The following is a 22945-nucleotide window of genomic DNA, read 5'->3' as shown; positions in this document are numbered from 1 at the left end:
CCATGCATTCCATCGCAGCGGTTCGTTCGTCCGGTGGTGCTGCCGACTATTTCGCGAACGACAACTACTACACGGCACAAGAGAGCGCGCAAGCGGGGGTCTGGGCTGGCGAGGGTGCGCGCGCACTCGGGCTCGAGGGAACGGTCGGGCGCGATGCGTTTGAAGCCATTCTCAACGGCCATCTGCCCGACGGGGACAAGGTGGGGCAGGTCGAGGGGCGCAGGCTGGGTCTCGATCTCACCTTTTCCATGCCCAAGTCCGCCTCGATCCTGGCTCTGGTCTCAGGCGACCGGCGGATCCTGGATGCCCACATGGCGGCCGTGCGCTCGACCATGTCGCAGCTCGTCGAGAAGCAGCTTGCGGAAGGCCGCAATTACGAGCGCAGTCGCAGCGGCGAGCCTGAGAAGACCGGCAACCTCGTCTATGCCCTGTTTGCCCACGACACGAGCCGCGCGCTCGATCCCCAGGGGCATATTCACGCCGTCGTCGCCAATCTGACCCGCGACCTCAAGGGCAACTGGAAGGCGCTGTGGAACGGCGAGATCTGGAAGAACAACACGACGATCGGCCAGTTCTACCACGCCGCCTTCCGCGCCCAGCTCCAGAAGCTCGGCTATGAGACCGAGGCATCCGGCAAACATGGCGCATTCGAGATCAAGGGCGTGCCCACGGCTGTGATCAAGGCGTTTTCGACCCGGGCTAACGAGATCGAGGCGAAGATCGCCGAGACCGGCGCGACCCGCCTCGCCACCAAGAAGCAGATCACCCTCTACACCCGTGACCCCAAGCTCGCCGTCGAGGATCGGGCCGCGCTGGCCGAAGGCTGGAAGACCCGCGCTGCCGAACTGGGATTTGACGGCAAACCCCTCATCGCCGAGGCCATGGCGCGGGCCGCCCATCAGGTCCGCCCGACCTTGCGCGAAACGGCGAGCCAGGCCTTTGCTGAAGTCGCCGAACGGATCAGCGCTGCCATGCGGCCGCCCAGTGCGCTCGCGGTCAGCGGCCCCGCCGCACTCTTCCTTTCCGCCGAGACGATCAAGGCCCAGCATGCCACTGCCTCGGCCATCCGGCACCTTTCGGAGCGCGAGGCCGCATTCAGCCCGCAGGCGATCCTGAGCGCCGCGCTCGGCTTCCAGATCAAGGGTCTCGAAGGGGGCGCTGTCGCCCTGCGGATCGGCGAACTGGTCCGTGAGGGGCATCTGATCCCGGGCAAGTCCGACCGGCTCGATGGCCACTACGATCTCGTGACCACGCCCGCGGCGCTCGGGCGAGAGCAGCAGATACTGGACCGGATCGATGCCGGAGCCGGCAAGGGCCGGGTGTTCATGGCGCCAGAGGTCGCCATGGTACGGCTCCAGGCGGCGGCACGCGAACTCGGGATCGAGCGCGCCGGCAGCGATGGCTGGCAGCTCAATGCCGGGCAGCTCGCCGCGGGCGTGGCCGTGCTGTCGGGCAAGGACCGCTTCCTCAACATCCAGGGCGTGGCGGGCGCGGGCAAGTCGACGCTGCTGGGCGCGCTTGACAAGGTGCTGTCCGCCGAAGGGGTCAAGCTCGTTGGCCTCGCCTTCCAGAACAAGATGGTTGCCGACCTGCGCGGCGGAGGCTCAGGCATGATGACTGCCGAGCAGATGCGCGAGGCCGGGATCGAAGCCTGGACCATTGCCAGCTTCGTCAACCGCTATGCCGGGCCCGCCGCGCAAGGCCAGGGCGAACGGTTCGAGACCGCGCGCACCGCGCTCCAGAACACGGTCATCATCACCGACGAAAGTTCGATGGTCTCCTCGCGCGACATGGCGAGCCTGACCATGATCGCCGAGCGTCTCGACCTCGCCAAGGCACCGTTCATCGGCGACCGCCAGCAGCTCTCGGCGATCGAGCAGGGCAAGATGTTCGCGGTGTCGCAGGCCGCGGGGCAGGCGACAGTCAGGATGGACGAGAACATCCGCCAGAAGGGCTCGCCGCTGCTGCTCGCGGTGGCCGGTCTGTCGAACGAAGGCCATGCCGGCCTGGCGCTCGATCTCCTGGCGGCCCACGGCCGGGTGATCGAGGACAAGGCCGATCATATTGCCGCCGCTGCCGACCTCTGGTTGTCGCTTGCCCCGGAGGAGCGCGCGCGCACGGCGATATTCACGGCCGGCCGCGACGACCGCACCCGGATCAACGGCCTCGTCCAGCAGGGCCTGCTCAAGGAGGGCAGTCTTGCCGGCCCCGGCGTCCCCTTCTCGACCCTGCAGAGCGCCAATGCCACCCGCGAGGAGATGCGCTTTGCCTCGACCTACCGGCCCGGCCAGGTGCTCGAGGCGCGGATGGACGTGCGCGAACTGGGGCTGAGGCGCGGCGAATACGACGTGGTGGCGATCGGCCGCGACGGCAAAGTGACGCTGGAGCGCGATGGCAAGCGCAAGGTCATCGATCCGGACCGGATCGACCCGCAGCACCGTTTCGACCGAATCGGGCTCTACGACCGCAAGGACATTACCCTCCATGGCGGCGAGACGGTGTTCTGGCGCGAAAAGGATGGGCCCCGCGATATCGCGAAGTCGACCTATGCGAAGGTCGTCTCGGCAACTGGGCAAGCCGTGACGCTTGAGCTTGCCGACAAGCGGCAGATCACCCTGCCCTCCAGCGATCCCATGCTGCGGCGGCTTGACCTGGGCTATGCGCTCAATGCGCACATGGCGCAGGGCATGACCCAGGCCCAGGCGATCGAGGTGATCTCTTCACGGCAGCGCAACCTCGCCACCCAGCGCACCCAGAACGTTCTCAATACCCGCGCGACCGACGACATGCGGGTCGTGACCAACGACCTCGAGGCGCTCAAGTTCCAGCTCGACCGGACGCCGGGCAACAAGACCTCGGCGCTCGAGACGGTCGGCAGGCTCGAGGTTGACGCGCGGCCCGCGAACCCGATCGAGCCTCGCCAGCTCCCCGAACTCAGGATGAGCCCGGAACTGAAGGCGAAGCTCGATGCTGCCCTTGGCCCGGTCGCAGCCCCGGCGGTGCGCCAGCTCCCCGTCCCGGAAAAATCGCTGGGGCTCGACCTGTGAGGCCCCTGCCCTTGCTTTCGCGCGAGCGGCGCACACGCCTGTTCGACGGCTGCCAGGCGGCGCTGGTCTGGCTGGCGGTGCTCGCCAGTGTTGTCGCCGACGAGCAAGTCGAGACACTGGCGCTTGCTGCCATGGCAGCCGTGGCGCTCGCCGCGGCCTTCGTTGCGCTTTGCCCTGCGACCCCAGCCCCAAGCCTGCGAGATGCATCACCCACAACCAGGGAGGACGAGAGCCATGTCCTATGACCATCAGGAAATCGGCGACTTTGCCAATGAACGCGACGCTCAGGACTGGGCCGAGCGCAATGGCATCGATGTTCGCGACCTGCATCTGCGCGCGGTGCGCGAGCGCGGCGTGACCCTGAGCGTGCGCCGGTCGGCGCTCGGGGATTCTGCAACCAGCGACCTCTCCTACGGCCGCCGGACCGGCTTTTTCTGATACCGACAGCGAAACCGGCCAGAACCCAATCGCTTCCACCGGGTGCGCAGCGCACATCCGGACGGAAGGCGCGGTCCGGGACGCCTCCCACCGGGCCGCGCCAGTCTTGCAGCCGGACATTGCTGGCAAACGCGGTGGAGGACGATGACCTGCTGTGCCTTCGCAGCGGAGCAGCGCCGCGCGACATGCTTGATGCGCCAGAGCGGGTGGACATGGCCGAAGCCATGCAGGCAACCAGCGAGCCGCGATCAATCGACCTGATCGGCGATATCGGTGTCCTGACCGCGGCCTTGTCCTGCCTCTCTGCGCGCGAGGAGCGTGTCATCCGGTTGCGCTTCGGACTTGGAGGTCACGGTGAATGGACCTTGCAGCAAATTGGCGACGAGTTTGGAGTAAATCCCCAGCGCATCCGCCAGATTGAGATGAAGGCATTGCGCCGACTGCGTCATCAGTTCCGCAAGCGTTATGGACCGTTGCCAATGGATCCCAAGCCCACATCGCTGCCGGCGGCCGCCCAGGCAACCGGGGCCCAGAGCGTCAAGGCTTCGCCTGCAAGGGCTCCAGGACCAGGTCCAGTGGTGCGGCGCGCCAAGACTGTGCCCACTGCCACCGTGGCAAGACCAGTACCAGTCCGGCATGGCGCTGACCCTGGCCGCGAAAATGGCATATCGGGGGGGATCCTGACATTGCTGATCGGCATGTTCCTGCTCGCGGTGACCTTTGACCAGACGGTTGGCTTCCATCTGGGACGCCATCTCGGCCCAGGTCCTGCCCTGTTGGTCTGCGGCCTGAACTTTATCTGCGGCGCGGCGGTTTTTTGTCAGGGGTGGACTGCAATTCGGGAGGGTGACGCCATCGTTGGCGGCCGCGCGGCGGCAGTGCGCACCTTAATGCTTGGCGCTTGCCTGGGCCTTGCCGTCTATGGTTTTCGCTCGCCCGAGCTTTACCAGTTTCTGCTCGATATGTCTGCGACGACACCGCCCCGATTTCGTGGGGAGATGCCCCTGAAGATATCGGTATTCATGGGGCTGTTCATCATTATCGGCGCCTTGCACTTGCCGAACCGGCTGCTGTCATGGCGGAAAAGACAGCCATTGCCGGCATGACTTGCATCCTGATCTCGCCACAAACGCCCCTGCCCGCTATCAGGATGCCAAGGTGATTCCATGATCCAGCCCGCCCGCCTCTCTGCAAGCACATTCGTCGGCACCATCGAACCTGGTGCGCGCGGGCTGATCCTGCGCGACGATGACGGGATGTGCTGGCGGCTCGGCTTTGTCGATGAAGCCGTCGCGGTCGGCTTGAGCGGGCGCGTTCGTGTGCGCGGCCGTATCGTCGAGGTCGACCGGATCGAGGCCGAGTACGTTGACGTCAGGGATAGCGCCTGAGCCGTCCTGATCATTTCTCCGCAAGCGACTGGCTCGCCTTCAGCAGGGCATTCCAATCCTCGGGCGGGTTGCCCTTGTCGAGCATGGTCTTGAACACGGCATAGGCATCGGTCTTCGCGCCATAGGTGCGAAGCGTGTCGCTGTCGTTGACCCAGGCCAGGATGATGATCTTCGCTGCGGTCGAATAGCGGAAGAACAGGCGGAAGCGGCCATTGCCGAACTTTGCCCGAAACCAGTGCTTGCGCGCCGGACCCAGCGTCCCGCCCTGGCGGAATTCGGGGCGAGCGGGATCGACGGGGATCACCTCGAACATCAGTTTGCGGAGCGCTGCCAGAAGTTTGGCGTTGGCAGTCGACGCGTATCCACCCGGATCCTTCTCGCGGGCGCGTTCAACCGCGAGCGTCAACTTCTCAAGCTGTTCGAGAAAAAGCGGATGAGCGTAAAGCGTCCATCCGTTGACCGTCAGCCCTTCAGGAACGGGCTTCCTCTTCAAAGGGCGACGTCGCCATCGATCGCGTCATCGAGATCGACCGGAACATCGGCCGTGAGCGCCGTGATGCGCGCTGCCAATTCCGGGCCAAGCGCCTTCACGGCCTCGGGATGACGCTTCAGATCGGCTGCCAGGAAACTCAGGAAGCTGTCGATTGCCGGATCTTCGTCGTCGTCGGCACGGCAGACGGTAACCCCCCCATCGCTCACGCGAAAGGCAATGCGGCCGCCGTAGTCGACGCCAAGCGCCTGGCGCACAGCTTTGGGGATCGTCGTTTGCCCCTTGGCGGTGATGGTGCTGATTTCTTCGAGTGAGATCGCCATGATGCTCTCCATGTCGGGGATTGAGGTAAGGAATAATTCTTACCTTGTCAAGGTTCCTACTTGGCATCGACCGGACTCTCTGGATATGTTCACCGCACATGTTGCGGAGAATAGCCGCTCTATTCTCCGCATTTCCGCCGATGGGGGCCGAGGTGATCGGCGCTTCGCGCTGGGGAGTGTGGAGGTTCGGCATGGGTGCGGGGGGCATTCCCTTTTCCTGGCAGATCATTGAAAATCGGGCGAGAACCGGATATGATCCTGCCAGCGCAAGGAGCCCCGCCATGGACCACAATCGTTACGGACTCGATGGCCAACCCGTGTTTCCCCGCCCAGGTCACTTCGATCACGTAACCGGCCAACCGCTCCCGACTTTTCGGGGAGGGGGTCGTTCGGGGAACTACCCATTGGCTCTTCCCTTGGCGGTGATCATGGCCGCGCTGGGAGCTTTCCTCGCTTATATGTCGAATTTGTTCGGCTGAAGCTATCCACGCCGCCTGGCAACGTGCAGGTGATCGCGAGCAGGGTTATCTGGAAACCTTTCGAAGTCGACGGCATAATTCGGGCCCAGGCGCTCGCGTACGCGCTCCGCCCACTGTTCTCCCTGTTGGTCCGAGATGTTGTTGCCGCGGAAGTCGAGCGCGCGATTGTCGTAGTGCGCCGAGCCGGAGGCATGCTGGTTGCTGTCATTCCCCGAAGTTACCACCGGGCGCGGCAACCCGAGCGCCCTTGCCTCGTCCGCCACCACGCCCATCGCAGGGACGAGGTCGCCGTCCATTCGGCCGAGCCGCGCGCCGGCCTTGACGCCCATGCCGAGTTCCCTGGCCAGCCTGGCACCATCGACCGGGCCTTCGGGAGCGGCAAGCAGTGGTCCTCCCTCGAGGGAAGAGGCCACGAGGGGCGGCGTGCGATCGGCAGGCGAAAGCGATGCGGCTTGCGGCATGCCGAGATCGGCATGGCTGCCGAGCTTGCCCTGCCCGGCGATCGCCGCGACGTCGCCCAGTTCGTCAATCCGGCGGTTCCTGAGGTCGCTCATCAGGTCGTCCATGATGTAGCTGATCGCCTGATCGCGCCGTGCCATGTCGCGGTAATCGAGCCGCGGGTTGGCAATGTCTGGCAGGTGCCACTCGGGATGCTCGCGCTGCAGTGCCTCGTATCGATCCTGGATCAGGTTCGACATGTCGCTCGAGACCTGAAACCCGTGGCTTTCCGCATAGCTTGCTTCGTTCATCATCCGGCTGCCGATCTCGCGGTAGCGCGCGGCTGCGGCGCGGCGCTCCTCGGCTTCGGAGACCCGCCAGTCGGAGCCCTCGCTGCTGGTCCGGCTCTGGCTGGCATCGGTGTAGTCGGAGCTTTGGCTGAACGTGCCTGAAGACTGGACGTCGCCGCTGTTGCCGCTGACGACGACGCGGCTGCTGACATCCTCGGACTTGTCGGTGCCGCGGGTGACTTGGTTCGTTGCTGACCGCTCGGTGTTTACGCTCGCGCTGTCGCCGGTCTCCTTGCGACCGGATATGGCCGCGGAGGCGGAAGCGGAGACGCCGCTTCCGATGGCGCCCTCGAGCGGGGTCCCGATTGTCCCGGTGCCCGTCAGAGAGGCGCTCGTACCAAAGGTCCTTGTCGAGAAATTCCCGCTCGAACGGCTATTGCCCTGCCGCAGGATCAGATCGTCGTTGGTTACCTCCCGCGTCGACTTGCCGGCCGAGCCTTCGACCACGACATTGCCGCCGACATTGTGGGTGTCGGACGCGCGCGATCCGCGTTCACTGCGGCTTCCGGTCACCTGGCTGCTGGCGCTGACCGCGCTTCCAAAGGTTCCGCGTGTGCTGCTCCAACTCGCCGAGGTGCCGTTCTCGATCCGGTCGGCCTCATTGAGGTACCACTGGCCCTGATTTCGCAAATCGCTGGCATAGCCGCGCGTCATCGAGGCCTTGAACGGCAACTGCGAGATCGCCCCGCTGGTGTCGATCACCCGCGCGCCGCTGCCATAGGCATGGGTCATCGCGCCATCGTCGCTTCTGAGGCCCATGTGGCTTGCGCCCACAGCCAGATTGGGGGCCTGGTTCCACTGCGCCATCTGGCGGTTGTTGGCGTTGAAGTTTCCATGGCTGACATCGCCGAATGTGTAGTTGCCGGTGGTCCGCTCGAGCGCGGCAGCATCGGCCGCCCCTTGCGGCGCGCTGAGCATCGAGCCCATGTTCGAGGCGACCGACATGGTGCCGCGCATGACCATCAGCGCAAGTACCGGCACCGACATCATCAGGAACCCGGCCATCGTCGCGATGTCCTGGTTGACCGCGTCGATCCCCGCCCAGTTGGCAAGCGCAATCCCGCCCGGCGCCGCCGCATTGGTCTGAGCGGTCAGCCGGTCCATGATGAACATGTGGATGAGGACGTAGATCGGTCCCCAGGCGGCGAGGTAGAAGAACCCGGCGAAGTATCCCTTGAGCGTCGCGATGCCGCTTTTGGGGAACAGCAGCAGCGGAAAGACGATCGGGAAGAGCGCGTAGAACACGACCGTCAGCACGACGTTCAGCACTGGAATCCAGATCAACCCCTGCTCGGCCGTGGTGGTCATGGCGTTGCGGGTCTGGGCATCGGCGCGCTGGAGGGCAAAGGAATCGCTGTCGGCATTGCCGAAGTCGAGCTGGGCGGCCTCGAAGGCATCGACCACGCTCTTCTGCTTGAGGAACTGGTTGCGCGGCATGGCGGCGCCGGTGAGCAGCTGCGAAATCACCGGCACGTCGGTGGCAAGCTTGGCCCCGGCGGCGGCCTGGCTGAGCTTGGGGTACATGGTGTGGGCAAAGGGCAGCGCATAGGCATTGATCTCGGCTTCCCACTGCCCGTCGATCAGCGTCCAGGCCTCGGCACAGGTCTTGCCCTCGATGTCTACCGAGCCGGCGCCGGTATCGGTCAGGTACTTCATGCCGCGGTTGGTCGCGGCATTGGCCCCAAGGTCGGCCCAGAGATCGGTAGATTCGCTGAGCAGCTTCAGACTCTTTGTGCCCAAGAGGATGTCGTAATAGGCGCATTGCTTGAGGTAACCGTCGAGGTTCGCCTTGAAGACGGGATTGCGGATCTCGAAGCCGCGCACCTTGTCCCACATCCGCGCGCCGTAGACGAAGCCGCCATTCGAGTAATTGAGAGCGGCGGGCATGACGAAGACCGTCTCGGCCGTGCGGGTAAAATAGTCGCTCACCTGGCTGGTGAATGAGGCCATGACGCCGAGCCCGATCGGCACATTGGCCACCGTGGCGGGGGCAAGCCCCGGATTGACGCGGTCGGTGACCTTGACGGTGACCGTCGGCACCATGAGCACGAGGTAGATCAGCGTAGACTGAATGAACCAGCGAAACCAGGCGCGCCAGTCGAGGTCCATGGCGGTGACGAGGAGCGCGTAGATCAACCCCATCACCATCACGACGCGGATCACCGACTTGAACCCGCCCGAACCGGTCCAGGCAGCGATGGCGTTGAAGGTATTGACGAGGTACTCGCCGCCGCCGACTGTGAAGACCTCGAGCATCGTGCGGTTACCGCCCCTACTGGACTTGGCTGCTCAGAGTGCGCGAGAAGCGCAGCGCCGCCGACATCTGCGGGGAAAGCTGGCTGCGCAGCGTCTTTTCGAGCATCTGCGTGCGCTGGATCAGCGCGAAGGTCTGGTCGAAGCGTGCCGAGGTGCGCGCCGCGAGGCCGAGGAAGTTGCGCCGGGTCTCGTAAAGTCCCTCGCGCCATTCGCGCAAACTATCGGCGTCCGCCCCGTTGAAGTCCGAGCGCGCGTTCACCGCCATGTCGATGAAGCGCATGGTCATGGTGGTGACGAGGTCGACTGCGACGATTTCGGAAAGGTCGTTGATCTCCTGGACGGAGATGCCGAACTCGGCCGCCGCGCTCACGGTGATGATTTTGTAGACGGGAACGCTTGCCATGCCGAGCAGCTGGACTTCGGCCGGGGTGAGTGAAGCGCCGGGATCGCGGACCTTGAGGGCCATGCTTTCGATCAGCGCGCGGACCTTGGCCTTCAAAGCCACATTGGGTCCGATCACCAGCGAGGTCTCGGTGGGAGCCATGCACTTGGCCGTGTCCGATCCGCAGGACCAGACCTTGTGCGGCGCGGCCGAAGTGCCGTCGAGCATGGCGCTGATCAGCGCGGAGTCCGCCGGGCCGATGAACTGGACCCGCGGTTTGCCGCCACTGCCGTTGGGATCGTAGATCACGGTCCCGACCAGCGTCATCAGGAACTCGCGGAACTGGGTGTCGAAACCGCCGTACTTCTTGCCGAGCGCTTCCCAGGTGTAATTGTTGGGCATCCCGGCCTGTTCCTTCATGTCGGGATCGGAATTCGCGCCCTTCAGGGCCTCGCGCTGCCCGCCATTGTTGCACTGCTGGCGGGCCCGCGCCCAGTCGGCGACCGCGCCCTGGCTGTTGGCGATCGCCTCGCAGATGACCGACGATGCGGTGTCCGAGGTCGGCCAGAGCCCGCCGACCAGCGCCTGCGCGGTCTCGCAGCTCGAAATGTTCATCTGGTTCATCTGCTGCACCTTCTGGGCAAGCTCATCCATGACCTTGCCGATCTCGGGCGAGATCGTGTCGATCGCGAGCTTGAAGGCGAAGCCGAGCGCATTGTTGGCCGTGGCTTTGAGCATCGCGACCAACTCGGCGGTGTTGATGAACGAGAACGAGCCGGCAAACAGGTCGATGCCGCCGCAGCCGGCGCGTGCGTGCGGCAGCTGGATGTTGAAGGGCTGGATGTTCTTCTGCGGAAAGCGCGACCACATGGCGCCGCCCGAATAATAGCCCGCCGACTGGCCCTGATAGGCCGAAGGGCCGGTGACATTGGCCTGCGCGCCCATGTCGGACATGAAGTTCTGCATCTCGCCTTCGACGCCCGCGAGCGCAGGCGTGGGGGCAGCGAGCACGACCGAGGCTGCGAGCACGGCGGTCAGAGCCTTGCGCGAGGCGCCGGCGAGGCGATGGGTGAGCGCGCCGCGCATCAGAAGTCGCTCCCGGGCTGCACCTGGGTCAGCTGGAACACCCGGTCCATAATCTCGTCCTGGCTGAGGATCCCGTAACCGATCGGCATCGGTTGCTTCGTCACGGAGTCGAACAGGACCAGCGCGGGCACTTGGCGATCGGTGCCGAGCCCGAGCCGTTCGTACTGCCCGGCATCGACGACATAGTTCGGGAAGGTCGCGGTCGGGCCGCCGTCCATTGACACCGCGAGGACGGCAAGCCCGTACCTGTCGCTCACGGCTTTGAGGATCGGGGCGAAGATATCGCAGGCGCCGCAGCTCGAGGCGTAGAAGTAGAACACCCCGTAGCGCCCGGGAAGTTTCGCCATGGCAAGGTCGCGATCGGTCTTGCGCTGGTCGATCCAGGCACGCTTGCCGAGCGTCGAGACCGGGCGCTGCAGCGTGTAGTCGAGCCCCGGATCCTGCCACAGAGCGCGCTGCCAGACATCGGCGAACAGCGAGGAGCGGTCGAGCTGCTCGCGCTGGAAGCGGACATAGGCGGTGACGTTCTCTGCGCTGGGATCGAGGATGGCGCGCGCCTTCAGCTCTTCGAGATTGGCAGAGATCGCCGCAAGCTGGCTGCGCGCAGAGGCCGCGGGGCTTGCCGCCGCGCGCGGCGCTTCTTTGGGCCGCTCGCAGTAGAACCAAGTCCCGAGCCTGCGCTCCTTGCAGTAGAGCGCGTCTTCCTGCTGCTCGACTTCAACGCCATCGCCGTGCGGGTCTGCCGCAAGCGCCAAAGTGGTGGGTGCTGCCAGAAGTGTGGCCAGCACCGTGAGTGAGGTTCGGGGACGCAGGATCATGATCAGGACCTTTCAAACTCTGCGGCGCAGCTTTGGGCAGCAGCGACATCGAGGTGAATGACGCCGCTTCCCAACATGCGCGTGTAGGCAATGTGGCAGCTGCGAATGATCCGGGTACCATCGCTGCTGATCGTGTAAGTTCCCTCATCCAGGCGGGCCCAGCCCAGTCCGGCCGCCGCGTGCAGCGCGCGGTCGAGCCCATCGGGCGGCAGCGGCGTATCAAGCCAGGTCGATACTTCCCGAGCGACCTCGGCGCAGGTCGAAGGGCCGTGGCGGCACAGAGCCATGACGACGAAGAACTCGGACAAGGCCATATGAGTCCAAAGCAGGTGGCCGCCGACTTCAAACGCCAACACGTCACCGGGAGGCCGCTTCCGGAATTTTCTGGTCATGACAATTCCCTCACGGCTTGTGCGCCGCAAAATAGTCGGCGATCTTCTGCTGGATCTGGACGAGAGCCGCGGCCTCGTCGGGGAGCTTCGCGGCTTCCATGAAGTCCGCGTAGACCTCGGAAAAATCCATCACAGACAGGTCAAGCTGCTGGAACTCGAAGATCGAAAACCCCTCGCAGGTCTCGGTCTTGGGCTTACCCCAGGGCTTGCCGATCTGCGGGCGGCCCTGCTCTTGCAGGATGCGGCTGATCTTGGACTGGAAGCAGCAGTAGACGTCCTTCTTGGTGACGCAGATGCCAAGGAAGCTCGACGAGCAGTAGGTCCCGACCTTGTGGCACAGGCCCGCATCGTCCTTCTCGTCGAGGAGCTTCTCGGCCGAGGAGCAGAGCCATGGGGTGAGGAGCGGCACGCCCTTGCCCGAGCAGCAGTTCGAAAGCCCAAAGACCTTGTGCGAGCAGCTTTCGCGCGTCCCCCTGAACAGCGTGAGCGCGGCCTCGTCGAACTCGGCATTGGCCTGTCCGAGTGCGTTGAGCGCGACCACGGCATCCTTGAATTCGTCGGAGGCTTCGCGTTCCACCGCCTCGCAGTCGCCGTTCACGCAGTAGACGTCGCCGCCGCAGATGTACTGCGCGGGCTCCTCGCTGGTGCCCGGGATCGGACAGGAATAGACCCGCTCGCTGACCGCGCAGGAGCCATCGGCCGAGGGCGGATCGTCAAGGCAGACCTCGCGCGCAAGCGAGCATCCTGCCTGGGCCTCGAGCGCGCCGCAGTCGTTGCCGCCGCCGACCACGCTTTGGCACAGGTACGTCCGCGTGCGTTCCCAGCACGGGCGGGTGACCGCCACCCCGCCGATGACCCTGGTTTCACCCGGCGCAGTGCAGGTCTCCGAGGACAGGCTGCAACTGGCCGGATCGATGCTGCAGGCGCCGTCGGTCCACGCTTGCGTGAACCATTTCGAAACCGCGCTCTCCGGGGTCATTCCGGCGACATTCGACGAGCAGAGATAGACCTCCTCGGGCGCGGCGGGCTCGATGCAGGTCAGGTATCCGCCGCCGCCGAAAGGATCGCCGACGAATTCCCAGGTCTTGCATAGCGCTCGCTCGGCAAGCCCGGCCGCCGCCGCGCTTGTGCGGGTGCAGGTGGGGTCCGAGGCAATCGATCCGCACTGCTGCAGGCCGGTCACATATTGCAGCGGCATGCCGGTGACGGGATCGAAGGTCAGGGCATCGCTGATGCCTTGGGCATTGCAGCGATAGGCGTTGCTCACGACCGCGAAAGCATCGGCTGGCGGCGGCTTGGGCAGCGTGGCGATCAAATAGGCGTTGGGATCGCTGACAGCGGCGTCGCAGTCGTAATAGTCGACGGTGAGCCCGTATTCCGGAACCGGGAAGCTCGAGGTCATGCGGCATTGGGCATTACCGGCAAGCGAAGTGCAGCCGGCAAAGCTGGGACTGGTGACGCAAATGTACTGGTAGAGAGTATCATTCCATTCCGCGACCGCGAGGCTGCTGGTGCAGGTCCGTGGCTGTTCGACCACCTGCGAGCCGACATGGCAGGTCCATTCCGCGGTGTTGGGCGCGCCCGAGCCGGGCGGGAGCGGCACGCAGTCGCCGGTCGATCCATCGGCGCTCATGCCTTCCAGATAGGCATCGGGATTGGCTTCGATCGCAGTGGCGCGGGCAAGATCGCTGCGTGTCACGTCGACCGTCGGCCGCGTTGTCGAATTGGCCGTTCGGTAAGCCTCGCTGTTCCAGCCCGCCACCGCGCCGTCGGTCTGCAGCGCTTCCGGATTGGTGTAATACTGGGTCTGGCCGGGATAGCTCTCCTGATAGCCCGGGACCTGGCCTGCGGCGCCGGCCTCCTGGGTCAGCCCCTGGTAGGCACCCCGCAGCACGGCGCCGGTGCTCCTCGCCTCGGCCTTGGCTTCCTCAGCGCTCATGGTGCTTGGCGCGGAAGGTGGCGGGGGTGCGGGTGCAGGCAGGACGGGATCGACGTCGAGCGGCAGGACCGGCAGCTCTTCGACGAGGTCATCGGGCGGCGGGATGTAGACCTGCGCCTGGGCCGGGAGGGCAGCGAGCACGAGAAGCAGGCAGGGGAGAGCAAGACGCGCGAACCGGCCCGCCCTGCCCCTTGCCATCCGTGATCCTGCTCCCGTCATGTCAGCTGCCCTTGCGCAGCTCGGCGAGCGCCACCCGGGCGACGCCCGCACCGGGTCCGCGGCTTGTCGCAAAGCGCTCGAGCGCATATTCGACCGTGACATTGCCGGTCATGCGGTCGTGGTCGGGGACCATGCTGGTGCAGTCGAAACCGTCGCAGAGCTCGTAGGCGCGTCCCGTCACCACGAAGGTCGGCGCGGCGGTGACGGCAAAGGCGCGAAACAGCCGCGGGTCGATCGCGATATGGGCTTCCTGCCTCTCGTCGGTGACGACGCGCTTGAGCCCCTCGGCAAAGGCCTTCGTGCTGTTTTGCGGGAAGCCGCGAAAGACGACCACGCCCCCGGCCTGGGTGGTGTCGCGGATCAGGCGGGAAAGCGAAGCCTGCGGCATCGAGAGGCTGGCGAAGACCGTGAACAGCGGCCCCTCGCCCATCGGCGCCTGACTGTTGGCGGCCGCACCGGCCAGGATCTCGTCGAAGTCGACCGGGCCTTTCGGACCCTGCGGCAGGCTCGCGGGATCGAGCGAGGTCGCCGCCGCGAGCCCGGCGTCGCGCAGGTCTTCGGCCTCGGCCTGGTGCGCCTCGCCGCGATGAGCCACGGCATCGACCAGGGCCTGCGCTTCCCTCACCTGCTCGCTCCCCCGCGCCTTGATCGCCGCCAGATCGAGTTCCTCGACCGTCTGCGCTGCACTCTGGGCGAGCGCGGCCGAAACGGCTGCCAGCGCTACAAGGCTGGCGGCAGCACGCGCGCGGGGGCGGGTAAGATGGCGGCGCATGGCGGCTAACCTCCTCACAACATGCAGCAATTGCGTTTCCTCCAGACGAGGTAGCCAAAGTCCTCGCCCTTGACGGGAAACGACTTGCCGGTGTGGGGAATGATCGTCGTCGCGCCGATCGGCGCGCAGGCGTAGCGCCCCTTCACGGTGGAGACGGGATTGGTCATCTGCAGCCGGTATTGCTGCTTCCTCATCACCGGCATCAGGTACTTGTGGCACAGCGCCTTGGAGCCCATCGTCCCCCAGGCGAGCGCCTGGCGGTGGACCTTGTAGAGCATGCGTTCGGCGACAAGCCGCGAGGCCTGGACCGGGCTGACATGCGCCGAGACATGGCCATTGAGGGGATACATCGAGCCGTTGCAGCCCGCGCACCAGAACATCTGGTCGATCGGCAGTTTCGCGGTCGATGCGACGCAGTCCGCCGCACAGGCGGCCGTGGCGAGCGGGTTGGCGAAAAGCGCGACCTCGGGATTGAGGATCGAGGTCAGCGCCGAATCCTGCCAGAGCGGGTCGAGCTCGGTTACATAGGCGACATCGAAGGTCGTCTGCTCGAAGCAGAGGAAGTCGGTGAGGATCTCCATCCAGTAGAGCAGCGGGTAGATGTAGTAGTGGGCCTGCCACTGCGACGAGTTCTGGGTCTTGCCACCGACCTGGCTGCGCCCCTGGACATGGCCGTTACCGATATCGAAGCCGGGGTTGAGCCCGAGCCCGCCGAGGTTGGGGAAACACCAGGCCTTGTTGGTGACATCGACGAGCCGCACCGGCTCCCAGAAGCCCACCGAGATACCGATGCGCGGGATCGGCGAGCCGCAGGCGCACAAGGGAAATGTCGGGTTCTTCGGATCGGGGCGCGAGCCCTTCCAGATCGAAAGCCCGCCGATCGACAGCGGAAACAGGCACGACCAGCACACGTCGGTAATCGGATTGACGAACTTGCCGTGGCAAGTGGCGTTCGCCCTTGCCGGTGCGGCGCCGAGCATGGCGAGCGCGAGCACGGCGAGAGTGCCAAGCACCAGGCGGCGCAGCCGCTTCATGGCTTCCCTCCCCGGTTATGGTTCTCGTCGGCGCGGGCCTTGGCGCGAAAATAGACGACTCCGACGATCGGCGCCGTCACCAGGAGCAGCAGTGTCGGGAGCGCGCCGATGGGTCCGAACAGGCTGACGCTGGCCGTGTTGAGATGAGCTGCAATGGCGAGGCCCATGCACAGCAGGACCAAGGCCCGGCGCAGCCTCTTGAGGCGCGGCGTCTCGGGCGCGGCCATCGGGGTGAGCAGGAATGCGAGCAGCGGATGCCTCATGACGCGCGGCCTTTGGGGGCAAGCGGCACTTCGCTGACCTTGAGCGCCTTGACGCCGTTCGAAACTGCGGCGCCGGTAACCACGGCGGGGGTATGGCGGATGCCGAATTTTGCGGTCAGCTGCCCGCCCTGGTCGAACCAGAATCGGCGCTGGTAGGGCTTCATCGCATCGAAAGGCGAGCCGGCGACGAAGATGACCTTGGCGCGTGCCGCACTGTAGGTCCTCACCGCCCAGTCGATCTGGGCGGCATCGGTGCCGTCGACAAAGACCAGGTCCTGGCCAAGCGCCACATGATCGAGCGGGTTCACCCGGGTGCCGCGCGGTGCGATCAAATTGCCCTTGGCGTCGACAATGTCGTCCTCGAGCACCATAGAAGGGTCGTAGAACCATTCGCGCCGCGCCGTCGCGGGCGTGAGACCATCGACTGGCTTGGGGCGGCGCACGCTGGCGACGGCCTGCTCACGCATCTGGTTCTGCAGCCGCTCGATCCCGCCATTGGCTTCGAGGGTCCGAAGCCGCGTCTCGATCGTCGCCAGCAGGTCGGTCTCGATGATCGGGAAAGTCTCGCCCATCTGTCCGTGGTCTGCGGCGCGGACCGCCGAGACTACAGGCCATCCGGCAAGCGCGGCAAGGCCGAGCGCGAGGACAAGGCGGGTCCGCCGCCTCACAGCAGCGCATCCCCGGTGCCGACGATCCGCTCGGCGCAGACGAAGCCGATTGCGGCATAGCGGCTGTCGAACCCGTCGGGATGCGCCGTTCCGAGATAGTAGCAGCGCGCGGGGATCGGCCCCGTCGGACCTGGAATGAGCTGCTCGCCGCGTTTGGTCAGGGGTTTGAGCGTGGCGACCGTCTCGCCGTTGACCTTAACCCTGTTGCCCTCGCGCGTCACTACATCGCCCGGCACGCCCAGCGCGCGCTTGGCGAAGGGTGCGGGGTTTTTGCCGAAATGCGCGGTGATGAGGGCGCTCTTCGGCGGGTTGAACACGACAAGATCGCCGCGCTGGGGCAGCCGTCCCTTGTCGATGAAGAAAGCCCAGTTGGGGAGCGACTCGGTGGTGTTGATGAGCACCGCGTGCTCGTCGCGCCATTGGGAAAGCGCCGAGCTGGCGGCAAGACCGGCGCCGAGCACGCCGATCGCGAGCCAGCGCGCGCGCTGGCCGAGCTTCGCGGGCGCGGCAGGAGCGGAAGGCTCAATTGCCGGGGACATGGAGCGGGTTTCCGGTGGGAACATTGGCGGCGGTCGGGGGCGTCGCCATCGCCGCGCGCATCGCGCCCATGACATCGCCGGCATTGGCCGCGGCCGGCTGCGGCATCTTGACCCGTGCATAGACCTCGCGGCGCAGCTCGGCGGTGATGTCGGGGACTTCGCCTGCGAGCACCGCCTCGCCGACCAGCACGATCTGTCCGGCCTGCCCGCGTGCTGCAAGGTTGCGCTGGATCTCGGCCATGAAGGCCCTGGTCTCCGACGTGACCTGCTCGGGCGGGGTTGCCGAACGCGCCTGCGCCTGGACATATTCGCCGACCAGCCCGGCGAGCTGGACCTTGGCCATCGGCGGCAGGTCGCCGGCAGCGAGCACGTTCTTGGTCACCCAAGCGCCCCAGAGCCCCGCGGCGACGAGGCCGCCGACGAGCGCGACCGGCATCCAGCCCAATTTGCGCGTGTTCGCCGGGCGCGGGGCGACTGGCGGGTTCTCGTCTGGCCGCTCGCCCGCTTCCTCGAACAGCGGCCCATCGCCGCTCGGCGCCTTAGACCTGGCCATCGGCAGTCTCCTTGCTGTGGGGGAAGAGATCGCGAAGCGCGTGGCGGCGCAGCACGCCGGCCACGAGCAAAAGCACTCCGCTGGCGATCCAGAATTGCGCTTCGAATGCCGCTCGGCGCTCAAGATCCGCCGCGACATAGCGCGCCGCGAAATTGCCGAGGTGGAGGACGGCGCCGGCAAAGGTGAATTCGCCCAGCATCACGAAGAACAGCACCCAGAGCGCGGCGACGATGGCCACTGAGGTCGCAAGCCAGCCTGCAAGCCGCAGCGCGGCATAGCACGCGTCCGCCGAGCGCGAGGCTGGGGCCGGACTGGCCGAAGGGACCGCAGCGCTCATTCGGCTGCCTCCCCGAATTCATCGGCATCGAAGTCGGGCGCGCCGGGCTCGGGCGGGACGAAGTCGGGGAAAGCAACGCGCTCGATCGCATCGGGAAGCGCCAGCCCTTCCCGCACCCGCTCCTCGATCTCGGAGAAGACCCTGGGGCTCGAGGAATAGAGCGTTGCCGAATAGGGATCGAGGACGAGGCGGCCGACGCAGAGCGTCTCCGGGCCCTTGATCAGGACGTCGGAATATTCGGTGCCATTGCGCTTCAGCGAGCGCAGCAGCGTCTCGGTGTAGCGATCCATCTCGAAGCGCTGGTGCTTGGCGAGATCGTTGATCGTCTCCTCCTTCTGCTGGAGCACGACCGACCAGTCCGAGTTCTCGAGCGCGGCCAGGGACCCTTCGGACTTGTAGAAGTCATTCAGGGACTGCGTCGCGGTGATGAGCGAGCCGCCATACTTGCGGCAGGTGCGCGCATAGGTCTCGATTGCCTGGCCCATCTGCCCGCCGCCCAAGAGCTGCCAGGCCTCGTCGATCATGGTGAGCTTGGGCACCGAGCGGTCGAGATCGCGCATGACCCTGAGGGTCAGGAACATGAGCGCGGTCAGCGCAACCGAGCGCAGTTCGGGCTTCGAGGAGAGATCGGATAGCTCGAACACGGTGAGCCCTGCCGAAAGATCGATCGAGCAGGCGCCCGCGAAGAAGCGGCCATAGGTGCCGCCGGTGAGGAACGGCGCCATGGCGTCGGCGAGATCGCCGGCGAAGGGCGATGGCGCCGAGCGCAGCGCGGCCGCGACATCGTCGATCGTGCCGGCGCGCTGCTTCTCGCGCCAGACCGCGCTTACCGCTGAATCGATGAGCCCGCGTTCGGTGTCGGAGAGGCGGTCCTGCTGGCGCGCCATCTGGCCGATGATCGCTTTGAGCATCGCGAGGCATTCGACCTCATAGTCCTCGCCGTCCTCGTCGCTGGTCAATGCGGCGGCATCGATCATGTCGAAGGGATTGAGCGAGAAGCCAGAGGAGAGCTTGAACTCGACGAAAGCCCCGCCGAAGGCTTTCGCCATGTGCTCGAACGAGCGGCCATCATCGATGACGATGACCTTGGCGCCAGCCCCCGACATCGCGGCGCAAACGTCCTGAAGGAAGACCGATTTGCCCGAGCCCGACTTGCCGAAGACCGCGACATTGTGGTTGCCCGCCTGGTTCTGGAATGGCGACCAGAAGAAGGGCTGGCCGCGCCGGCCGATCAGCAGCACGTGCGGGATCGGCCCGCCCATGTGTTCGCCCTGCAAGGGCGCGATCGAGGCAGCGGTGGTCGTCAGCATGGTCTTGAAGCGCTTCATGCGCCTGAGATCCGCCGTCAGGCCGTTCGGCAGCGACAGCGGCATGGCGGCGAGGAGCCCCATGACCTGCAAGTAGCGCTCGTCGATGAGGTCCCAGCCTGCCGCCTTGTAGACCGATTTGACGAGCCGCTCGTTGATGTCGCCCTTGCCCAAGGGCGAGAGCGCGCCGACCCCGTAATAGACCTGGGCGAGCTTGCGGCCCTGGCGGATCTGGCCCTGGACGTACTGCCACTCGTCGCGCTGCTCGGAGAGCTGGGGGAGGAAGCGGGCCGAGCGGCTGTCGGCAAGGCTGGTGGTGCGCATGACCTTGAGGCCGGTGCGCGAGGCGACGGCTTCGTCGTCCTGGAAGACGAGGCCCATGACGGTCATGACGTTGCAGCCGAAGCGCAGCTTGTCGTTGACCATGTCGCCGATGATCTTCTGGATGTCCCACGGCGCCCATTGCTTGGGCAGGTGCCGCACCGCGAAGAAGCGCCAGTCGAAGGCGTCGGGGACGACCTCGCCGATCACCGGCGCGCCGTCGACATTTTCTCCGGTGGGACGGAAGCGCTCGGTCCTCAGCACGATTCGGTCGGGCGTGACCTGGGTCTCGAGATCGCGCCTGATGCACTGGACGTTGATCGGGTCGAGCTCGGAATAGTGTTCGGGCCGGTCGGCATTGTCGACAGAGGGGCAGAGAAAATCGTCGAGGAAGGCGATGAGCTCGACCGGCCCCATTTCGCGCGCCGGGATCGAAAGCGCCTGGCAGGTGCCCTTGAGGCTCTCGCGCACGCTCGACAGCACGTCGGCACCGATGGACCCGCTGAGCCTGGCGCCGACCGAGAGGATGAGGCGGGTGCTGCGCACGAAGAACGGTGCGTCGCGCGAGATCGACATCCAGGCTCCGCGCCTCAGCCAGCGCGCGCGGTGCGCGGCGGCGCGGCCATAGACGCCCTTGGCGACAACGCGCGGCATGACCCAATCGGCGATGCGGGTTCCGACCGACGGGCTCTGCCAGTGGATCAACTGGATCTCACAGCCAGAGGGCACCGCATCCGACAGGAATTGTGTGAGGATTTCGCCGCTGCGCTCGTCCGCTCCCATCATCGGGGCGAGTTCGAGGATGAACCCCATGGACTCGGTGTTGATGAACAGACCCGACTTCGCGTCGTAGCTGCGGTAGGGCAGCCAGTTTGCCAGCATCGGCGCGCCCAGCAGCGGCCGGTCGGCCTCGGGCCGCGCGCTCTCGCCGAAGAGGAGATCGAGGAAGCTGTCCCAGAAGCCGCGCCGCGCCATGGTTCTACTCCTCGACCTTGCCGGAGAAGGACGCGGGAGGATTGGCGGCCGTGGGTGTCGGGAAAGGAGCTTGTGCCGCGCCCTGTGTCGCGCCCTGTGCCGCAGCAGGTTCCGCGTCTCCCGGTTTGGCGGCGGTGCCGCCTTGGACGGGTGATGGCGCGGATGGTTGGCCAGCCTTGGTGGCGCCCCCAAGCCGTGCTTCGACCTCGGCCCTGATCGCATCGACCGGCGAGCCTGCCGACCTCGCAGCGCCCTTGGCCCGTGCTTCGGCCACCACCCTGGGATCGGGCAGGGCTCCCGATGGCACGGCACCTGGGCCGGGCAGTCCGGCTTGCTCGTCAGGCTTGTGGCTAACGGCAGACTGTGGATCGCCGGGCGGATTGGCCTGCTGCGCAGCGAGGGGCGCAGCGGCATCAGCGTCAGCTTGGGCCTGCGCCGCACCCTGCTCGCCCGAGCTGGCGCCGGACAGCTGCATCCAGCCACCCGCATCGGCGACGGTGTGCACTACCCGCGGCTCGTGAAAATTGCCGGAGCCATCGACATAGGAGGGGAACACCACCTTGAGCACGCGGCGCTCGCGGTGGGCGACACCTGGCCCGGCTGCGGCGATCCTGCCGCTGCCGGTCGGCATCAACCGGGCGCTCTGACCTGAGGTCCGTGACTGGGGCCGGAAATAGGGCCCTGAGGCCGGCACCATCGGGCGCGCATTCTGGATGACGGCAAGCGCCTGGTCGTCGATCACGGTCGAAGGCGCGCAGGTGCCGCCGGGCGCGCTGCAGGCAAAGTTGCCCTTGATGTTGCCGCCCCAGAGGCTCGTGCAGGCCGCCATCTGCGTCGCGGCCAGCCCGAGCGCGGCCACCTTCGCCGCGCGTGCAAGGCCCGGCCGCGCTGCATATCCGTGCGACTGCCGCGCAAGAAGCATCTCGATCTGCCCCGCGAGATTCCAGAGCGCCAGCCCGGCCTCGAGCGTCACGCTGTCCTGCGACAGCGCGATATGCCCCGCCGAGCGCTGCCAGGCACGCTGGCGCAGCAGCATGAGTTCGCGGGGGGTGAGCGCCCTGCCCCTGCCTTTGCCACTGTCGCTTGCGAAGGCTGCGACAAGATTGTGCCAGAGGGCGATTGCCTCCGATTGACCAAGATTCAGGGCCGGAAGCCGCACCTGTCCCCGCGAGCGGCGCTGCACCGCGCGCTGGAACACTGACTGTTGCCGGGTCGTGAGAAGCGTCATGAGCGCACGGCCTTGAGCCAGGTCTCGAGGACGGCGCGCGGGCGGTAGCCTTCGATCACCGCGCCGTCCGAGCGCACGATCACCGGGGTTCCGGCAATCCCGGCCTCGCGGGCGAAGCGCTCGTTGGCATCGAGCGCCGAGGTGTCGCAGGGCTTGCTGTCGGCGATGGCTGCACCGGCATAGGCCGCCTTGACCGCGCGGGAGCGGTTGCGCGCGCAGAACACCTGGTTGGCAAGGTCGCGGCTGCCGAGCACCGAGATCGGCCGCTCGATCACCCGCACGTTCATCGCCTCGAGCTCGGCCGAGAGCGCCCGGCAATAGCCGCAGCGAAAATCGCTGAACACCGTAACGGTCTTGCCGGCGGGGTTGCCCCAGACGATGCCGCCAGCCTCGGGCAGTTCGGCGAGCGACATCGTCCGGGGGGACCCCTGCGCGCCTGTCTCACGCGCAGCGGAAGTATTGAGCCCGCGGGCCGAAGCCTGCGTGGTTTCGGCTTCGCGGCGGCTGCCTGCCGCCCCGCCGACGAGGAGGTCAGGGTTGACCTCGAGCAGGCGCACGGCGGTCAGGTCCTGGCGGGTCTGCATGTCGTAGACCCGCCCGATCATCAGGTAGCGCGCGGTCCGGTCGACGTAGAACAGCTGCGCGCCGGCGGTCACTTCGCAGACCCCATCGACCACCTGGCAATTGACGCGGGTGACTGCCGTGCGCGGCAGGCGCTCCTTGAGCAGGCTCGCCACCGCCACATCGGCTTGCGAAGGGCGGCGCTCGCCGCCCTCGGCATTCGCCCAGACCAGCGAGGCGCCGCTGCCGAGCGCCATGGCCGCGAGCGGCCAGGCCAGACGCTTGACTGCGCGCTTTGTGGGCTTGAGCCGTTTCAGGTCAGCAAAGTGGAACGTCATCGCC

General features: G+C 66.2%; 22 protein-coding genes. 5 read left to right on the top strand and 17 right to left on the bottom strand.

All coding sequences use genetic code 11. The annotated features are described in order from the left end of the window. The first annotated feature begins 2 nt into the window (after positions 1-2). The 5 genes from mobF to CA833_RS26215 all read left to right on the top strand — a co-directional run bounded on the left by mobF (position 3) and on the right by CA833_RS26215 (position 4873). On the top strand, positions 3-3047 hold the full coding sequence (mobF, locus tag CA833_RS26235; protein WP_011608041.1) for a MobF family relaxase: 3045 nt from the start codon (positions 3-5) through the stop codon (positions 3045-3047). Further along, the gene (locus CA833_RS26230; protein ID WP_147161204.1) at positions 3044-3292 is read left to right on the top strand and encodes a hypothetical protein; all 249 of its coding nucleotides are present in this window, start codon (positions 3044-3046) and stop codon (positions 3290-3292) included. The genes mobF and CA833_RS26230 overlap by 4 nt, the downstream gene beginning before the upstream one ends. After that, positions 3282-3485: a hypothetical protein gene (locus CA833_RS26225; RefSeq protein WP_011608040.1), complete on the top strand. Its 204-nt coding sequence runs from the start codon at positions 3282-3284 to the stop codon at positions 3483-3485. Before CA833_RS26230 ends, CA833_RS26225 begins: the two co-directional genes overlap by 11 nt. A 134-nt stretch (positions 3486-3619) precedes the next feature. Continuing rightward, a complete protein-coding gene (locus CA833_RS27355) occupies positions 3620-4591 on the top strand; it encodes a sigma factor-like helix-turn-helix DNA-binding protein (protein WP_370584626.1) in 972 nt (323 codons plus the stop codon). A gap of 60 nt (positions 4592-4651) precedes the next feature. Then, positions 4652-4873 carry a DUF5818 domain-containing protein gene (locus CA833_RS26215; RefSeq protein ID WP_011608038.1) on the top strand — a complete coding sequence of 74 codons (222 nt, stop codon included), beginning with the start codon at positions 4652-4654 and terminating at the stop codon, positions 4871-4873. Positions 4874-4883: 10 nt separating this feature from the next. On the opposite strand, the gene CA833_RS26210 is transcribed toward CA833_RS26215, so the two are convergent. From CA833_RS26210 to CA833_RS26130, 17 genes are all read right to left on the bottom strand, one after another. Next, entirely contained in the window at positions 4884-5366 is a 483-nt protein-coding gene (locus CA833_RS26210) for a type II toxin-antitoxin system YhaV family toxin (protein WP_011608037.1), read from the bottom strand. Beyond that, positions 5363-5686: a type II toxin-antitoxin system PrlF family antitoxin gene (locus CA833_RS26205; RefSeq protein WP_147161205.1), complete on the bottom strand. Its 324-nt coding sequence runs from the start codon at positions 5684-5686 to the stop codon at positions 5363-5365. The genes CA833_RS26210 and CA833_RS26205 overlap by 4 nt, the downstream gene beginning before the upstream one ends. A gap of 481 nt (positions 5687-6167) precedes the next feature. After that, positions 6168-9209 (bottom strand): conjugal transfer protein TraG N-terminal domain-containing protein, encoded by a 3042-nt coding sequence (locus CA833_RS26200; protein ID WP_011608034.1) that lies wholly within the window; start codon positions 9207-9209, stop codon positions 6168-6170. Positions 9210-9225: 16 nt separating this feature from the next. Next, a complete protein-coding gene (locus CA833_RS26195) occupies positions 9226-10677 on the bottom strand; it encodes a conjugal transfer protein TraH (RefSeq protein ID WP_011608033.1) in 1452 nt (483 codons plus the stop codon). Beyond that, on the bottom strand, positions 10677-11495 hold the full coding sequence (gene traF, locus CA833_RS26190; protein ID WP_011608032.1) for a conjugal transfer protein TraF: 819 nt from the start codon (positions 11493-11495) through the stop codon (positions 10677-10679). The genes CA833_RS26195 and traF overlap by 1 nt, the downstream gene beginning before the upstream one ends. 2 nt (positions 11496-11497) lie before the next feature. Next, on the bottom strand, positions 11498-11887 hold the full coding sequence (locus CA833_RS26185) for a hypothetical protein (protein WP_176705057.1): 390 nt from the start codon (positions 11885-11887) through the stop codon (positions 11498-11500). A 10-nt stretch (positions 11888-11897) separates the two neighbouring features. After that, positions 11898-14024, bottom strand: a complete 2127-nt coding sequence (locus CA833_RS26180) for a conjugal transfer protein TraN (RefSeq protein ID WP_011608030.1) — start codon at positions 14022-14024, stop codon at positions 11898-11900. A gap of 22 nt (positions 14025-14046) precedes the next feature. Next, complete coding sequence (gene trbC / locus CA833_RS26175) at positions 14047-14817, bottom strand: type-F conjugative transfer system pilin assembly protein TrbC (protein WP_011608029.1); 771 nt, start codon at positions 14815-14817, stop codon at positions 14047-14049. 14 nt (positions 14818-14831) lie between these two features. Next, positions 14832-15851 (bottom strand): conjugal transfer pilus assembly protein TraU, encoded by a 1020-nt coding sequence (gene traU, locus CA833_RS26170; RefSeq protein ID WP_011608028.1) that lies wholly within the window; start codon positions 15849-15851, stop codon positions 14832-14834. Beyond that, a complete protein-coding gene (locus CA833_RS26165) occupies positions 15848-16114 on the bottom strand; it encodes a hypothetical protein (protein ID WP_176705056.1) in 267 nt (88 codons plus the stop codon). The genes traU and CA833_RS26165 overlap by 4 nt, the downstream gene beginning before the upstream one ends. Beyond that, on the bottom strand, positions 16111-16782 hold the full coding sequence (gene traW / locus CA833_RS26160) for a type-F conjugative transfer system protein TraW (protein WP_011608027.1): 672 nt from the start codon (positions 16780-16782) through the stop codon (positions 16111-16113). Before traW ends, CA833_RS26165 begins: the two co-directional genes overlap by 4 nt. Further along, entirely contained in the window at positions 16779-17321 is a 543-nt protein-coding gene (locus CA833_RS26155) for a S26 family signal peptidase (protein WP_176705055.1), read from the bottom strand. The genes traW and CA833_RS26155 overlap by 4 nt, the downstream gene beginning before the upstream one ends. Beyond that, a complete protein-coding gene (locus tag CA833_RS26150; protein WP_011608025.1) occupies positions 17305-17874 on the bottom strand; it encodes a type-F conjugative transfer system protein TrbI in 570 nt (189 codons plus the stop codon). Before CA833_RS26150 ends, CA833_RS26155 begins: the two co-directional genes overlap by 17 nt. Further along, positions 17861-18211, bottom strand: a complete 351-nt coding sequence (locus tag CA833_RS26145) for a hypothetical protein (protein ID WP_011608024.1) — start codon at positions 18209-18211, stop codon at positions 17861-17863. The genes CA833_RS26150 and CA833_RS26145 overlap by 14 nt, the downstream gene beginning before the upstream one ends. Beyond that, the gene (gene traC / locus CA833_RS26140) at positions 18208-20814 is read right to left on the bottom strand and encodes a type IV secretion system protein TraC (RefSeq protein WP_011608023.1); all 2607 of its coding nucleotides are present in this window, start codon (positions 20812-20814) and stop codon (positions 18208-18210) included. Before traC ends, CA833_RS26145 begins: the two co-directional genes overlap by 4 nt. A gap of 4 nt (positions 20815-20818) precedes the next feature. Further along, entirely contained in the window at positions 20819-22042 is a 1224-nt protein-coding gene (locus tag CA833_RS26135; RefSeq protein ID WP_011608022.1) for a hypothetical protein, read from the bottom strand. Beyond that, a complete protein-coding gene (locus tag CA833_RS26130; RefSeq protein ID WP_011608021.1) occupies positions 22039-22941 on the bottom strand; it encodes a DsbC family protein in 903 nt (300 codons plus the stop codon). Before CA833_RS26130 ends, CA833_RS26135 begins: the two co-directional genes overlap by 4 nt. Positions 22942-22945 lie beyond the last annotated feature (4 nt).

The organism is Novosphingobium sp. KA1 (genome assembly GCF_017309955.1).
GTDB lineage: Bacteria > Pseudomonadota > Alphaproteobacteria > Sphingomonadales > Sphingomonadaceae > Novosphingobium.
This window is presented reverse-complemented; position numbering and strand designations above follow the sequence as displayed.